The sequence below is a fragment of the Undibacterium sp. Di24W genome (genome assembly GCF_049340325.1).
Taxonomy (GTDB): Bacteria; Pseudomonadota; Gammaproteobacteria; order Burkholderiales; family Burkholderiaceae_D; genus Undibacterium.
Genome location: NZ_JBMPOP010000001.1, coordinates 410,248 through 426,149, shown reverse-complemented (window position 1 = coordinate 426,149; position 15,902 = coordinate 410,248). Strand labels below are relative to the sequence as shown.

The window sequence follows — 15,902 nt, the reverse complement described above, 5'->3', positions numbered from 1 at the left end:
ATCTGATCGATTTTCTACCGTGTTAGCAGGGAAATAAAAAATATGATTGCATTACAAAATATCCGTAAGACTTATAAACAAGGTGGGAGTGAAATTCGGGCTTTAGATGGCGTGGACCTGTCGATTGCTAAAGGTGAGTTTGTCGCGATTATGGGCCCCTCTGGTTCCGGTAAGTCGACATTGCTGAATGTCTTGGGTGCCCTGGATAAACCGGATAGTGGCACTTATCATTTGGAAGATGATGAAATTGGTAGTATGGATGACGATGCTTCTTCTGATTTACGAAATCGTCGTATCGGTTTTGTGTTTCAATCGTTTCACTTGCTGCCGCGTTTGACCGTATTAGAAAATGTTTTGTTACCACAGCGTTATGCAGCCGTAGTAGATGCTGGCGCAGAACAACGGGCACGCGTCTTATTGGAGCGTATAGGTTTGGGACAACGCATGAGTCATTTGCCCGGAGAACTCTCGGGTGGACAACTACAACGTGCTGCCATTGCACGTGCATTGTTGAATCAACCGGCTTTATTATTGGCGGATGAGCCAACCGGTAATCTTGATTCTAAAAGTGCGACAGACGTGCTGGCGTTGTTGGCTGAATTGCATGGGAATGGGCAGACCATGGTCTTGGTTACGCATGATCCAAATATCGCTGCCAAAGCGCAACGCACCATTCATTTGAAAGACGGCAAAGTGGATGAGGTGTCTGCATGAGATCAGTGTTGAAGTATACCGCTATCTATGCCGCACTATGTCTCGCCTTTTTAACGAGCGCCTCCGCGACCGCGGATAAGGCAGTAGCGCAAGCCTATCAACGACCTGTGTTATTTACCGGCGAACTGCAGGCTGTAGATTCGGTGCCGATTATTATACCCACTTCGAATGTCTCACCAGTACCTTTACGTTATTTTGTGCCAGAAGGAAGTAAGGTCAAAACTGGGGAGGTCATTTTACGCATCGATTCCCAAGGGGATACTGATATCGAAAGGCTAGAGCTTGAAATGGTGCAAAACCGCGAGCGAGGCTTACGCGAAGCGGCTGACTTGGATGTGAAAACCATCGAAGCCGAGCGCGCTTTGATTACTGCTCAAGCAGCGTTAGCGAAAGCCAAGATCGACGCTGTACTGCCGAAGGCGCAGATATCTGCTTTAGATTACGATAAATATCAGGGCGAATTGGATAGAGCGACGCGCGATTTTGCGGTCAAACAAAAAGCCTTAGAGAACGCCAAAGATACTGTCAAACGAAAATTGGATGATAGTGAGTTAGCCGTAAAACGCCTACAAATTCAGATTGCTTTTGCCAAAGTACAGGTCGCACAAAGTGAAGTGCGTGCAAGCCGCGATGGCGTTGTGATTCATGGCTATGATGATTGGAATGGCAAGCGTCTTGACGAAGGCGGTCACGCACAAATTGGTTCTGTTGCCGGACAAATCATCGGCGCTGGCAAGCTGAATGTTGTCGCTTGGGTTTTAGAAGCAGATCGCCCATTTTTGCACCCGGGGCAGGAATTGCATTTGCGTTTTGACGCTATCCCTAATTCATTTTCTAAGGGGGTAATTGAGCGCATCGCCAGCGCACCTGAAGCCCGCGCGATTTGGGGGAAGGGACGTTACTTTAAGACGGAAATTCGACTGTCGGACAACTTAACTTATGAATTGCAGCAAGGCATGAGTGTCGCCATTGAGACAATCAAAGTGCAAAAAAGTCCTGTTAGCAAAGACAGTAGTAGCAGTCAAAAAGCGGATAAAGTGCCGAGCAAAATCACACACTCTCCCAGCACCACCACAAAAGAGCTCACCGCACCAGAACTCACTTTAGAAGGCGAAGTTTTATCCCGTCAATCGCAAGTCATTTCACCACCAACGATACGTAATGTGTGGAACTATAACTTGGTGATGCTGGCTGCGGAAGGCAGCCATGTCAAAGTCGGTGAGCCAGTGGCGATCTTTGAGGCGAATGATGCTAAGACTAAACTTGATACGCATCGAAGTTCACTTAAGGAAAAGCAACGCAGCATAGAGAAAACCACTTTGGATCACGCCGAGGCCGCCAAGGCTGCGGACTTAGCGGTCAACGAAGCGAAAAGTAATGCGGAAAAAGCCTTGCGTAAAGCTTCATTGCCAAAAGAATTAGTCAAGCGTATCGACTACGACAAACTGGTTATAGAGCGCGACTTATTTACCCAACTCGCGCGATTGTCGGAACGTCAGCGAGATGCTCAACAACGTGCCAGAACGGCGGAATTGCGTGGTCTAAAATCGGAAATAGCTCAATTGCAACAAACAATTGCAGTATTGGAAAAAGGCTTAAATGGCTTAACAGTGATTGCGCCACGTGCAGGCACAGTGGTGCATAACGTCGGTTTCGATGATGAAAAATTTGCGGTCGGTAGTCGCGTATTTATGGGCGCCGCGGTTGCAAATTTGGCGGATCCAGAAAAAATTTATGTCGCAGCCAAAGTGCCCGAGGCGCAAGTGTCTCTAGTTAAACTAGGACAGTTGGTATCAGTGACTACGCCCGGTAGTAATACACAAATCGCGGCAAAGATCAGCGGATTTGGTCCCGTCTTTCACGGCAAATCGGCGAACCAACCCATGATCGTGAGGGACATCGAAATTGAATTCGATAGCTTGCCAAAGAATCTGAAACCAGGCACCGCTGTGCAAGTGAATCTAGCCAATCAGACCGCTGGTGTACCAGTCATACGACCTAGTGCTGCAGTAGGAGCTAAGAAATGAGAAAAATAAATACGATCATCGCTTCCTTCATTGTGCTGGCAAACCTAACTGCGTGCAGCAGTGAATCGAGTAGTGATGCCGTGCCAGTGGAGGTCGTCGAAGCACGCAGTTGGCAAGAAGAAATTCATGCGGATGGTGAAATTAAGGCTGCTGCCAGCACGCAGTTAAATGTTCCAGGAACGGGCTGGGATCAACGGACTTTGGTGTCTATGGTCGCGAATGGCAGTATGGTCGAAAAAGGTCAGATCATTGCTGTATTTGATGCGGCGCAGTCGCGAGTGAAACTGTCGCAAGCAGAGACCGATTTGTTACGCAAGGAATTGATGGAAATAGGGATTCAATCGAATGCCGAATTGGGTCGCGCTGAATTGAGTTCTGACAGTGCCAAGGTGACTGGTGATTTGAATTTGAGTAAACGTTATGCGAATGCCGATCTACAGATTTTTGCACAAAACAAAATTCTCGATACCTTAGTCGATATCGGCTTCCTCAATCATAAGCAAGATTATTTGAAGTGGAAGAATAATCAAATCGGTGCCCGCAGCAATGCGGATCAGGCCGTGGTGCAGTCACAAAAAGAAAGCGTCACTTTGACCATAGAGCAACAACGCAAGAGTTTGTCTGCTTTGGAGCTGCGAGCACCACATGAAGGTGTATTTCTCTTGAAACCGCGTTGGAATGGTTCATTGCCCCAGGTCGGTAGCAAGATGTGGGCTGGAGAGGAGTTTGGTTCTCTGCCTGATCTTGAACAACAAGTCGCTAAGTTTAGCATTGCAGAAGGTGCTGCTTTTGGTTTGAAAGAAGGGCAAGCGATCAAAGTACGTTTGTCAGGTACTGGCACCGAGCTTGATTTGAAAGTCACAAAAGTCGGCAAAACCGCCAGCACCAAATCGCGTGAATCCCCCGTCAAGTATTCTGATTTTGAAGCCAGCATAGGGCAAGATTTGGTACGCAAATTTGTTCTAAAGCCTGGTCAGGCGATTACCGGTCGGGTCACTTTACTCGATTCTAAAAAGGTACTGACAGTTCCTAACATCGCTCTGGTGCAAGAAGGTACTGACTACTTCGTTTATCTGATGGAGAAGTCCACTAAGCTAAAACAGAAAGTCGAGTTGGGTTTGCGTGGCCAGATACGCAGTGAAGTGAAGTCCGGTTTAAGCGCCGGTGCAAAGTTGGTATTGGTACCGGAAAAGAAAGAGGATAAGTCATGAATCGTGCCCTGATTGTTGAGGCTATTGTTGAATTAAAACGACGCAAACTCAGAACCGGTTTAACGCTATTGGGAATGGTGTTTGGGGTGGCAGCTATCGTCGCCATGTTAGCGGTAGGTGAGGGCAGCAAACGTGAAGCTTTGCGCTTGGTCGCTGAGCTTGGTTTAAATAATATTTTGGTCGAATCTAAGAGTATCGCTGCCGATAAATTGAAAGATATCCGCACTCGCTCTTTAGGATTGTCCGCTGCCGATGCCACTGCGGCGATGTCGGTGGTGCCTGGTGCGCAGTCGGTTGCCCTGAAAAAAGAAATCAAGGTTGACCAATTAGTGTATGGCACTAATATCATCGCAGGCCGGGCATTTGCTGTGTCGCATAGCTATGCTGAGCATGGCGGCTTGCAGATTGCTCAGGGGCGTTGGTTGCAAACCGAAGATAGTGACACTTTGGCACCCGTCGCTGTGATTGGCGCACGTTTAGCCAAGAGTTTATTCGGCGAGCAAAATCCAATTGGTGAGCGCATCAAGCTGAACCATACTTGGCTGGAAGTGGTCGGTGTATTGGCAGATCGTTCAGCGGGAAAATCTGAATTCGAAGGCATTAAATTAGGACTCGATGACGAACGTTTGTTTGTCCCTTGGGAAAGTGGTCGCGCGCGTTTTCTATTTACCTTGATCGAAGATGAAGTCGATGGCATTAGCTTGCGTCTAGATAGCAAAGTTGCGCCCGATGCAGCAGCGCGTGTTCTGCAAACGCTCATCGCGCAACGTCATGCCAATGCTGACGATACCAACTTAATTGTGCCTATGGGTTTGTATCGTCAAAACCAACAGACGCAACGCATCTTTACCATTGTGATGAGTTCTATCGCTGCCGTATCCTTGTTAGTTGGTGGCATTGGCATCATGAATATCATGCTCGCAAATGTCTTGGAACGACGCCGTGAAATTGGTTTGAAACGTGCCCTGGGTGCGCGTCGTCGCGATGTAGTTGAGCAATTTTTAGCAGAAGCGCTTGTGATTGCGGTGACCGGTGCTTTGATGGGTGTCGTATTAGGGGCTATCGCGGCTTATAGCATCGCGACTTTGGCGGGGTGGTCGGTGGCTTGGTCACCGCTGAGTTTGTTTGTTGCGGTGGCGATGTGTATCGCGGTCGGTTTGGCGTTTGGGGTGTTTCCTGCGAAACAAGCATCACGTTTAGATCCAATTGCCGCTCTGCGTAGTGATGGTTAGTTGCGCTTGGTTGATGCTGATAAATAATGCTTAAAGTTGCCCTCGTATCGTAAACAATGCGGCATTTCTATTGGACTAAAAACGCCGCATTACGATACAAACGAAATTACGTTTAGCTCTAGTGTTTAGGTTTAATGCTGAATACCAAAGACGCTCAAATTTAAGCGCCCTTGTTGTTTTGGCGGGCACCAGAAGTAAGCATTATTCAATGGCGTTGAGAATTGAAATAGGGCATCGCTGATACCATCTTCTAGGCCTAGCATTTTACGAAACTGAGCTTCGAATGCATCGAAAGAATGTCCAAAGGCGACAAAGTATAAGCCGCCTTGTCCATCGCGCATCCACGGCATAGAACGGCGCACGACGAAGGCTTCTGGCTCAAAATTTTCTTGCGCGGTTCGTTTGACGTGTGCGCTTTCTGGTGCATCTTCTAGTTCTTCATTATCAATGCGCCGCCGCCCTATTATATGGTTTTGCGTTTGTTCCGACATAGCATTAAACTGTAAAAAATTGTGCTGCCATTGTTGAACCACTACAAAACTCGAGCCATGCAAGCGAGGATCGTCGCTTTCATAAATTGCAGCCGCAATAGCTGCTTCAGCTTCAGGGTTCTCAGTGCCATCTTCATAGCCTGTGAGGTCGCGCCCGGTTTGATATTTGAAGGCATCTATCTGCAAGTTAAGGGTAAAGACTGGATTCAATATGCTCTGCAACCGCTGCACTGCTTGTAGAAGTTCGCCACGCTCATTGACACACAACCAGCACCATAGATCAAATTCTGGTCGAACAATAGTGATATGTTCGTTGTTGAATGCTGGAAAGTTGCGGAGGTTGGGAATGGCTACATTTAGTCTGTCAAGTAAATTTGAACCGAAACCCACAACGATATCATGCTGTGCACTAAATTCAGTTAATTGGTTTAGCGCTTGTTTGACTTGGTCGTTGGTGCTCATTGGAGCACATTGAAAATGAAGGTAAAGGGCATGTTGTGGAATCGGTGCGAGTATCCCCGCTTGAAAATTTGTCATAGTCATTTATTTAGCAAATATTTTTTCAAGCTCTCCGGTTTTTTTAGCTTGAATAATGGCTTTGTCGATTTTTTCTAGCAAGCTTTGATCGGCCTTAGGACTGATCGCAAAGTGAGCGTCGACAACGGAGACAGGTTTGGTAGAAATACAAAAAATGTCCGTTTTCTTTTTTTTGTATTCATCTAAATCGTAGGCGTAAATTTGGTTCAATTCATGCTGAATTTGCTTCAGATTGGTACGCGGTTCATATAGCAAAAATGCGTCCATACGTTTTTGATAGAGCTTGGAAAATCGACCTGCTAGGCTACTGGTGTTGTATTCAGCTTTAAACAATTGATTCACCTGGCCATCAAATTCATCACCAGCACTTGAGCCTTGAACAATACCTATTGTTTTGCCTTTGAGATCAGCCATCGTATGGAATGTAAAGTTTTCGTCGCAGAGATGAACCAGCCATATTTTGTCGGAATAGACAGGTTCCGAAAAGTTGTAAATCTGGGCGCGTTCTGGCGTCTTGTAAATGCCAAAAATTAGACCCTCGCCATTTGCCGCATTGTGTAAAACACGGCGCCAGGGGTAGCGTCTGACTTCGAGTTTTAGTTTGCTGGTTTGTTCTATGTAATTAAATAATTGCAGTACGTTTTTTGTGAGCGGCAGAACTTGATCGCGATCGCCTTTTTGTTCTGCCATCAAGATGGGCACACTCGAATTTTCTACAGGCTTTTGCGACGATACCTGCCTAGCTCCGCTATTGGAGTGCAGAGCGACAAGTAACAGCACAGTCAGCAGATGTTTAAAATGAATGTTCAACTTCACAGACGGTTAGTTGCGTGAGAGCGGCAAAATTATTTTTACCGCATTCATTTTAGCTGAATTTGTCTTGCATAGTGTTGGATACAGAGAGCAACAATGGATTATTGTCTGATGTAAATTTGTTATTTATTTAATGTCCGGTTTGAAATGCCTATGGAATATTAATGGGTGTAGCTGAACTGACTCGCTTACCATCACCAAGTTGCCCTTCTTCGTTTCTACCCCAAACCCATAAGGTGCCATCACTACGTATTCCCAAGGTATGAAACTGTCCCGCAGAGATAGCCTTCCACATTTTGCTATCGCCAATCTGTACCGGATTCAGCTGATTTTGTATGTTTCCTATTCCTAGTTGTCCATTGCTATTGTCACCCCACGACCATAAGCTACCGTCGGTTTTTAATGCCAAGCTGTGCTTGGCGCCGGCAGTTACTACCGACCAAGTCGTCAGGTTCCCGATTTGACTTGGATTTAGGCGATCTGTAAGCACGCCGTTGCCGAGCTGGCCTTGATCATTAGCGCCCCAAGAGAACAGCGCGCCATCAGCGCGAATGGCTAGGCTATGATTAGCGCCTGCTGAAATGGAAACCCAAGTCGCTATACCAATTTGTGTTGGTGATGTGACTGTAATGCTGGGACCGGTACCAACCTGTCCGTTGGTGTTATTGCCCCAACCCCAAATAGTGCCGTCGGAACGGCGGGCGATCGTATGTGCGGCACCTGCCGTTACACTGGTCCATGTTTTCACAGTACCTATCTGTACAGGCTCAACTCGATCGATAACCGTACCATCACCGAGTTGTCCATTAAAGTTTCTTCCCCATGACCATAAAGTACCATCCTTCTTGATACCGACGGAGTGTGACTTACCTGCTGCAATGGAAATCCAGCTTGCGCTACCAATTTTGCTTGGGTTGACTTTGTCGACAAAGCTGGCGTCGCCAAGCTGGCCATTTTGGTTAAAACCCCACGCCCATAAAGAACCATCGGTGCGAATGGCTATATTATGAAACTCACCGGAACCAAGCATACTCCAAGTATTGGCGGTTCCTAGCGGTGCAAAATCAGGGCGATCTGTTGAAGTCCCGTCACCGAGCTGACCTGTACGGTTTAAACCACTACTAAACAGAGTTCCATTTGCCTTGAGAATGACAGAATGGCTGCCTCCAGCCGATACCGCTGCGTACGGCGCTTGCACCGTTAATTTTGTATTGCCACTGATTTTACCAACGGTCGCAGTAATAGTTTCCGTGCCAATTGTTTTGCTAGTCGCAATACCAGTACTTTGTACGATCGTTGCCGCAACACTCGTAGAAGTCCAATTAATATCTTTCGTTATTGCGGCGCTACTGCCATCACTATAATTACCTGTGGCAGTAAATTGTTGAGTTAGCCCAAGCTGGATACTGGAATTGGTTGGCGTAATGGCGATTGAGACCAAATTCGGCGCAGGTGCAGTGGTACTCGTTGTACCTTTGCTACCTCCGCCGCAGGCGGAAACGCATGTAACAAGGAGGGCGGCAGCTGTGATGGATCTAAACCATGAATTTGTTGGTTGCATAAATAATAGTAAGTCTATGAGTTGGTACTAAATCGTGCTTGTCTGTGTCTAGGATGAAAAAAACAATAATCTCTACTCGCTGAGTCTAACGAACTTTTCGCTCTTCAATCTCTGGATTAGAATGGCTTTTAGGTACCTTTTGCGGAGATAGCGGTCATATTCTGTTTTGCATGATGGCACTTAACAAAAAAAACTAAAATTATCCGGATATTTCTGTAAAGTAATGGAGGCGTGCAGCCGTTTACAATAAGTAAGCGTTGTTCTGCATTAGTTTCCTTCTTTGAAAGTAGTCATGGCTGTAGTTAATTATCAATACGAGTTGATTAAGATGTATCTTGCCGCATTCATACGTGCGCCTGAGATGAGTGGACTCGACTATTGGATGCTTCAGTTGAATAACGGAAAGTCGTTTGACAATGTTTTAGACACTGTGTTTAACCTCGATATTGTAAAAGCGATATATCCAACTAATCTGCCAAATCAGTCTTTTGTCACCTTGATTTATGTGAATGTTTTTGGCAAGGCACCCGATTTAGAGGGATTGAATTATTGGACCAAACAAATTAATGAGGGTCGTGCGCGCGGTAATTTGGTGATGGATATGATTAATGCTGGCTTGGGAACACCTGATGGTACCTCGGGCAAAGCCTATATCGTGAATCGCTTAGCCTCTTCGCAGTTTGCAGTCGAACAACAATTTGCACAACGTGCTGATTTCACGCCCGATTATTTAAAAAATGTAATGACTAGTGTTACTGCCGATGCTGCGACAGTCACTGCTGCTGCTAAGGCTATGAACTCGAGCGTGACAGGCGTCGGTTTAGGTGCGCCTGTAAATGCAGTAACTATCTCTGCAGCGGCGGAGGGACTGAGTGCCGCCGAGGTAAAGGCAGGTGTTTCTGTTGTAGTCGACTTGAAGGGAACAAATGCGGTAATCAATAATACGATTGAATTACTGATTAATCGTAGTGCCTTTTCTACTCCCGTTAGTAAGCTTTTGACCGATACCGATATTAAAGCGCAGAAGGTGACTCTGATCATTCCCAATACCGTGAATTGGGGAAACGATGGTAGTAAATCGATTAGTGCCTACGTAAAAGACAGTGCCGGTTATGCTGGTTTGGCAGGAGGTGATTTAGTCGTAGATTTGAACGTTTTCCCGCCAAATGCACCAACTAAGCCAATCTCTATTGCTGTTGCATCAAACGGCATTAATGCAGCTGAAAAAGCTTCAGGCGTCGATGTAAAGGTAGACCTTACTGGAACAGCTGCAAACAAGGGCGATAAAGTCGATATCTTGATCGGTGGCGTTGTATTCTCGCCAGCCGCATCCACAGTACTAACTGATGCCGATGTGAAAGCTGGATTTGCGATGGTACTTGTCTCGGGTGCGGCCAACTGGGGCACTGATGGCGAAAAGATACTTAGTGCACGTGTCACTGATCTTGCGGGAAATATTGGAGGGATAGGCGGAACACTTGCTGTGATGTTAGATGCAACTTCGCCCGGTGCTATTACTAATACTTTGGTAATCTCGGCCGCCAATGGCGGCATCAGCCCTGAAGAGCGCAATGCTTCTATGCCAGTTATTGTTAATCTAAATGGTAGCAATGCGCAAGCTGGCGATTCAGTCGAATTATTGATAGACGGCAAGGTGTTTTCAAATTCCACATTGCGTCTTTTGACAGCCGGTGAACTTGTAGCCAAGTCGGTGACTTTGAATATTGCAGCCTCTGATGTGGCATGGGGTACTACCGATGGCGATCGTTCGATTTCTGCTCGCTTAGTCGATCAGGCTGGTAATCCAGGAACAGCAGGTGGTATTTTAAAAGTGACTTTGGACAGTACGCCTCCTAATTCACAAAATGCGACTTTAAGCGTTAGTGCTGCAGAAAATGGTTTGAATCTCGCGGAGATTAATGCGGGTGTATCTGTGGTGGTGAACTTAACAAATACCGGTGCTTTGGCTGGCGATGTCCTGAGCTTGCTGTTTAATGGGCAGCCGTTTAATCCTGTAGTTTCGTTTGTATTGACTAGCTCTGAAATCACCGCGAAAGCTGCTACGGTTGTGATCCCCTCGACGGTTAATTGGGGAAGTGACGGTAATAAAATTTTGTCTGCAACGTTAACTGATAGCGCTGGGAATATCGGTGTAACAGGTAAGCCACTTACTGTTGTCGTAGACAAAACCCCGCCCACAGCCCCCACCAATCCGGTACAAGTTGCGGCAGCATTTAATGGTATCAATACACAGGAAAAGACGGCCGGTGTGGTGGTGGTAGTTGATTTGACCGGAACGGGTGCGCAAGCGGGGGATAAAGTTGAAATTGTTAGAGATGGGGCTGCCTTTACAGTACCGGTGTTACAAACATTAAGTACGACTGATGTAACAGCTGGCACTATCGCTGTTACCGTGCCGCAAGCTGCTGGTTGGGGGAATGAAGGTGCAAAAACGATTGCGGCGCGCTTAGTGGATAACTCAGGGAATACCAGTGCTAGCAGCCCTTCGTTCAACGCTATTCTCGATACGATCGCTCCCAGTGCGCCAGGGAGTGTTTTGCTAGTGCCTGCTAATGCAGGAGGGGGTATCACCTCAAGTGAGCGTAGTGCCGGCGTGAATGTCGTCGTCAATTTAAATAATACCAATGCGCTTGCTGGCGATATGGTTGAGATTTTGATAGGTGGGGTCGCATTTGCTACACCGGTTTTGTATACCCTAAGCGCTGCAGATATCACTGCAAAATCTGCGACGGCATCAATCGCGACTGGGGCCGGTTGGGGCATCGATGGCGATAAGATTTTGACGGCGCGGTTTATCGATACTGCTGGGAATATTGGTGCTGCTGGGGGGAGTGTCACTGTTACATTGGATGGAACTGCACCAGGTACACCCAGTGGTACTTTGCAAATCGCTGCAGCGGCAAGCGGCATCAGCAATAGTGAAAAAATTGCTGGCGTTGCGGTTGTGGTTGATCTGACTGGAACTGGCGCAGTGGCCGGTGATACAGTGAATTTACAGATAGATGGCAACCCTTTCACCACGCCCGTGTCGCAAGTTTTGAACGCCGCGAATGTTACTGCCAAGTCGGTGAGTTTGACAATTCCTACCGGTGCTGGTTGGGGGGCTGATGGCAGTAAAGTTATTAGTGCAAATATTGTCGATTCCTTGGGAAATGTCGGTGCGGTAGGTGCAGCGGTAAACGTGACACTCGATACACTCGCCCCGACGGGTCCGGTCAATCCAATTGCGATTCCTGTTGCTTCAAATAGTATTAGTTTGGCTGAAAAAAATGCGGGTGTTAGCGTTATCGTTGATCTGAACGGCAGTACAGCCGTCGCAGGTGATAAAGTTGAATTGCTACTTGCTGGCTTGGCTTTTGCTACACCTGTTACTCAAGTGTTGACTGCGACAGACATTACGAATCTTTTTGCTACGATGAGTATTCCCAGTGCTGCGGGCTGGGGTAGTGACGGAAGCAAAGTTATTTCCGCGCGATTGAGTGATGTCGCGGGTAATGTAGGTGTTGCTGCGGGTGCCTTGACAGTCACTTTGGATACGACTGCACCAAACGGTCCTAGCAACCCCTTAGTGGTAAGCGCTAATGCTGGTGGAGGTATTACTGGTGCCGAAAAGAATGCTGGTGTGATAGTGGCTGTGAATTTGAACGGCACCAATGCCGTGGCAGGCGACGTGGTTGAAATTCTGATAGGTGGTTCCGCTTTCGCAACACCAGTGACTTACACTTTAACCGCCCCTGATATCACCGCTCAAACAGCCAACCTGACCATCTTATCAACCAGCGGTTGGGGGGCTGACGGTAGCAAGGCACTCACTGCTAGGCTCACCGATGTTGCCGGTAATGTGGGTACTGGGGCAGGTAGCGTCACTGTTACTTTACTTGATACCACGCCACCCAATGCGCCAAGCAGTAGCTTAGTTGTGCCGGCAGCAAGCAATGGCATTAGCGCCGCCGAAAAATCCGCAGGGGTCGTTGTAACAGCATCCCTTGCGGGCACTTCAGGTGTCGCAGGTGATACCGCGACTTTGTTTATCGACGGCGCCGGTTTTGCTACGCCCGTCACTCATTTGTTAACCGGTGCAGAGGTTACCGCGGGTAATTTTAATTTCACCATCTTAAGTGGTGCTGGTTGGGGTATTGATGGAACTCATTTGCTGAATATGAGTATTACCGATGTTGCCGGCAATATAGGTGCGGTGGGTGGCGATATTAGCGTGGTCTTAGATACGATCGCGCCAACCTCACCCAGCAATGCGGTTGTCATTACGGCTGCCTCGAACGGAATTAATGCGGCAGAACAAGCGGCGGGTGTGCTTGTGACGATAAATTTGAGCGGTACCAATGCTGTGGCAAATGACAAAGTTGAAGTGCTACTCGGTGGTGTGGCATTTGCAACGCCAGTTCTTCATACACTAAGCGCTGCTGAGATCATAGCTGGGAGTGCTAATGCGACGATATTACTTGGTTCTGGTTGGGGCACTGATGGCGTAAAGACGATCGCTGCACGGGTGGTTGATGTAGCTGGAAATGTGGGGGCAATTGGCGGTAGTTTAACAACCTCTCTCGATACAACGATTCCAGCTGCTGTTGGTTTGCCTGTGTATACCGACGTCGATAATTCATCGACCAAAAATAGTGGCGATACCTATCTATTTACGGTATCGGAAGCAACCAATAAAGTGATTTCGATTGCCAATGTTAGTGTGAATAACTCACATAACTTTGGCACCGGCGCATTCGTGAATTGGAGTCCTGATGGCAAACAGTTGCTATTGACGTTAGGCACTGGGGCAACAGTGACAAGTGGTGATATTGTTACCTTGATCGGCGTATCCGATGTAGCTGGTAACTCATTGGATCTAGCGTTCGCTATTTGATTTTTGCGCTCATGCATCTCTTTAGAGATCAATCGATAAAAAGCTCAGATTCGCTACTTTACGATCTTTATGTTGGGGCGCAGATTTTTCTGGATACGACCCAGGTTTTCTACGAACTTGGTTGTGAACTTTAATCTTCTGTCATCCAGAAAAAAACCGTAGTCAATCTTTTTTCACGTAGTTCTTTACCGAAATAACCGGTAGCGCAGTGGACTAAATTGGCCTTGTATAGAATCATTCGATTGAATACGTTCTCTACTCTCAGATCTTCATACCAGGCTTGTATTGGTAGTGCGCGAACTTTAAGTGCATCGACTAAATTATTGTGGGGTGCCAGCACAATGTTCCCTCCGATTGCACCATTGGGATAGCGCAATCGACAAAAACTTGTTCCTGAATTTGGTGATGGATTCGGGCTGAGATAAATGACGCAGGCATAACGACATAAGCTGCGACTATCCGTGTGCGGATGCGAAGTACTTTCAGTGGCGCCAACCAATTGTGCGACGTTGCAATCGAGGCGCAGACCACCCGGTGGTTGTTCCATCCACAGTTTGTCTTTTCCTATTAAACGTTTCACTTGAGTTTCAACATGGCTCAATTCATCTTTGTTTAGTGCTCCATGAAAGCGCATACCCGGCCAGCTTTCTGGTTGGTAAGGTGCGCCGTATTCCCAGGCAGTATGCTTGAAACAACGTTCGGCAATTTCTTCTGCGTTCGGCAACACGTCATCGACGATCCAAAAGTTCTTTCCATGTTCTAATTTTTCGTACGGTAATTTGGGTGCGATCTGAGGTATGGCAGCTAAGACAGCATCGGGGGTGGGTAAGGGCAGCATGACAAAAAAAGAGATTGTTTTTGTTAAGAGTTGGCGAAAAAAATCAGAGTGAGAAAAGCATCACTCTGATTGTTCTATTGATTTTATTTCTGTTCTGGTTTTTTATACACCACGCCATCTTTCATGACGAAGTCTACTTTCTCTAACAATGTGATATCGGTCAAAGGATCACCTTTTACCGCGATGATATCGGCTGCGTAATTTGGCTCGATGGAGCCCAAACGTTTTGACTGATTTAATAATTCGGCAGCACCCAAAGTGGCGCTGCGTAGTGCTGCTATAGGCGACATTCCGGCTTCTACCATATAACGAAATTCTTTTGCGTTTTCACCATTAGGGAATACGCCAGCGTCCGTGCCGAACGCGATATTTACGCCAGCTTTCACCGCGCGGGAAAAGGTCGCTTGGATTAATGGGCCAATTGCTGCGGCTTTGGGTTGCACCACCGGAGAAAAGTAGTTAGGCACTTTTGCCTTTTCAGCGACAAATTTGCCGGCCGAAATGGTGGGGACATACCAAGCGCCCATTTTTTTGAACAAAGCGATAGCCTCATCATCCATATAAGTGCCATGTTCAATCGAATCTACGCCAGCACGTAATGCACGTTTGATGCCTTCGTTACCGTGGGCATGCGCCGCAACGCGGAAGCCATAATCCTTCGCAGTCGCTATTATCGCTCGTAATTCTTCATCGGTGAATTGACTATTCTGACCGCTTGCGGCCTGACTTAAGACGCCACCTGTTGCGGTGATTTTAATTAAATCAGCACCTTCCTGATAGCGACTACGAACTGCCTCGCGTGCTGTGTCAGCGCTATTAATTACACCATTTTCAGGGCCAGGTTTTCCCTTGGCGTGGCGCATGGCCATGGATAATCCATTGGATGGATCAGCATGCCCGCCCGTGGTTCCGATTGCTTTGCCTGCAGTGAACATACGTGGACCTACGATAGAACCGTTTTCAATGGCGCGTTTCATCGCAACATTTAAACCATCGGCGGCGCCTAGATCGCGCACGCTCGTAAAGCCAGCCATTAAGGTACGCTCCGCCAGTTTGGTTGAGCTATAAGCATAATCAATTGCATCAAGGCTTAGTGCATTTCTGAATTGATCGACTTGTGGTTTAGGATCATCCGATAAATGTACATGCATATCGATTAAGCCAGGCAGGCAAGCATAATTGCTTAAGTCTATATTTGACGGATTTGCCTGCATCGGTGTAATCGATTTTACACTATTATTTTCTATGGTGATGCTGACGCGTTCTCGCCAAACGCCTGCTTTGACGTCAAGTAATTTGCCACAATTAATCACTGTCGTACCAGCTATTGCGCTCGTCGTGCAAGTCGCAGTAGCAATCAAGAAAGCAAGCTGGGTGAGTTTATGCATAAGGTGTCTCTTTTAAAATAATGGGGGAAATCTCTGAGGATTCAAATAATGCGGTTTTTTTTGAGCGAACGAAAGCTTTGTTGCAGATTGCCTCACATTATTTGAAAATGCTGTTGTAATTTTCTGAAAAATGCGAGGGAGGTGCGAGAAGACTTGAGTGCTTTAATACTTAATACTTAATATTGAAAAAGAC

General features: G+C 47.0%; 10 protein-coding genes. 5 read left to right on the top strand and 5 right to left on the bottom strand.

The features are described 5' to 3' along the window. The first annotated feature begins 42 nt into the window (after positions 1-42). The 4 genes from ACO0KZ_RS01730 to ACO0KZ_RS01715 are packed head-to-tail and all read left to right on the top strand — an operon-like array spanning position 43 to position 5,184. Positions 43-714, top strand: coding sequence for an ABC transporter ATP-binding protein (locus tag ACO0KZ_RS01730; protein ID WP_422992118.1), 672 nt, complete (start codon positions 43-45; stop codon positions 712-714). Further along, on the top strand, positions 711-2,741 hold the full coding sequence (locus ACO0KZ_RS01725; protein ID WP_422992116.1) for an HlyD family secretion protein: 2,031 nt from the start codon (positions 711-713) through the stop codon (positions 2,739-2,741). Before ACO0KZ_RS01730 ends, ACO0KZ_RS01725 begins: the two co-directional genes overlap by 4 nt. Beyond that, positions 2,738-3,952, top strand: a complete 1,215-nt coding sequence (locus tag ACO0KZ_RS01720; protein WP_422992114.1) for an efflux RND transporter periplasmic adaptor subunit — start codon at positions 2,738-2,740, stop codon at positions 3,950-3,952. The genes ACO0KZ_RS01725 and ACO0KZ_RS01720 overlap by 4 nt, the downstream gene beginning before the upstream one ends. Beyond that, positions 3,949-5,184 (top strand): ABC transporter permease, encoded by a 1,236-nt coding sequence (locus ACO0KZ_RS01715; protein ID WP_422992112.1) that lies wholly within the window; start codon positions 3,949-3,951, stop codon positions 5,182-5,184. Before ACO0KZ_RS01720 ends, ACO0KZ_RS01715 begins: the two co-directional genes overlap by 4 nt. Positions 5,185-5,315: 131 nt before the next feature. On the opposite strand, the gene ACO0KZ_RS01710 is transcribed toward ACO0KZ_RS01715, so the two are convergent. From ACO0KZ_RS01710 to ACO0KZ_RS01700, 3 genes are all read right to left on the bottom strand, one after another. Then, positions 5,316-6,212, bottom strand: coding sequence for a Dyp-type peroxidase (locus ACO0KZ_RS01710; protein ID WP_422992110.1), 897 nt, complete (start codon positions 6,210-6,212; stop codon positions 5,316-5,318). Between the two features lie 6 nt (positions 6,213-6,218). Beyond that, positions 6,219-6,914: a substrate-binding periplasmic protein gene (locus tag ACO0KZ_RS01705; protein ID WP_422992108.1), complete on the bottom strand. Its 696-nt coding sequence runs from the start codon at positions 6,912-6,914 to the stop codon at positions 6,219-6,221. 262 nt (positions 6,915-7,176) lie between these two features. Next, positions 7,177-8,586, bottom strand: coding sequence for an Ig-like domain-containing protein (locus ACO0KZ_RS01700; RefSeq protein WP_422992106.1), 1,410 nt, complete (start codon positions 8,584-8,586; stop codon positions 7,177-7,179). Between the two features lie 292 nt (positions 8,587-8,878). Here ACO0KZ_RS01700 and ACO0KZ_RS01695 point away from each other — a divergent pair, with 292 nt between their 5' ends. After that, entirely contained in the window at positions 8,879-13,483 is a 4,605-nt protein-coding gene (locus ACO0KZ_RS01695; RefSeq protein ID WP_422992104.1) for a DUF4214 domain-containing protein, read from the top strand. Between the two features lie 130 nt (positions 13,484-13,613). Here ACO0KZ_RS01695 and ACO0KZ_RS01690 read toward each other — a convergent pair whose 3' ends face one another. Then, a complete protein-coding gene (locus ACO0KZ_RS01690) occupies positions 13,614-14,321 on the bottom strand; it encodes a DUF6445 family protein (RefSeq protein WP_422992102.1) in 708 nt (235 codons plus the stop codon). Between the two features lie 83 nt (positions 14,322-14,404). Beyond that, a complete protein-coding gene (locus tag ACO0KZ_RS01685) occupies positions 14,405-15,709 on the bottom strand; it encodes an amidohydrolase family protein (RefSeq protein WP_422992100.1) in 1,305 nt (434 codons plus the stop codon). Between the last annotated feature and the right edge of the window lie 193 nt (positions 15,710-15,902).

Coding starts and splice junctions, on each gene's coding strand:
- ACO0KZ_RS01700 (WP_422992106.1), bottom strand. CDS start 8,586: ATGCAACCAACAAATTCATGGTTTAGATCCATCACAGCTGCCGCCCTC.
- ACO0KZ_RS01695 (WP_422992104.1), top strand. CDS start 8,879: ATGGCTGTAGTTAATTATCAATACGAGTTGATTAAGATGTATCTTGCC.
- ACO0KZ_RS01685 (WP_422992100.1), bottom strand. CDS start 15,709: ATGCATAAACTCACCCAGCTTGCTTTCTTGATTGCTACTGCGACTTGC.
- ACO0KZ_RS01715 (WP_422992112.1), top strand. CDS start 3,949: ATGAATCGTGCCCTGATTGTTGAGGCTATTGTTGAATTAAAACGACGC.
- ACO0KZ_RS01710 (WP_422992110.1), bottom strand. CDS start 6,212: ATGACAAATTTTCAAGCGGGGATACTCGCACCGATTCCACAACATGCC.
- ACO0KZ_RS01720 (WP_422992114.1), top strand. CDS start 2,738: ATGAGAAAAATAAATACGATCATCGCTTCCTTCATTGTGCTGGCAAAC.
- ACO0KZ_RS01690 (WP_422992102.1), bottom strand. CDS start 14,321: ATGCTGCCCTTACCCACCCCCGATGCTGTCTTAGCTGCCATACCTCAG.
- ACO0KZ_RS01730 (WP_422992118.1), top strand. CDS start 43: ATGATTGCATTACAAAATATCCGTAAGACTTATAAACAAGGTGGGAGT.
- ACO0KZ_RS01725 (WP_422992116.1), top strand. CDS start 711: ATGAGATCAGTGTTGAAGTATACCGCTATCTATGCCGCACTATGTCTC.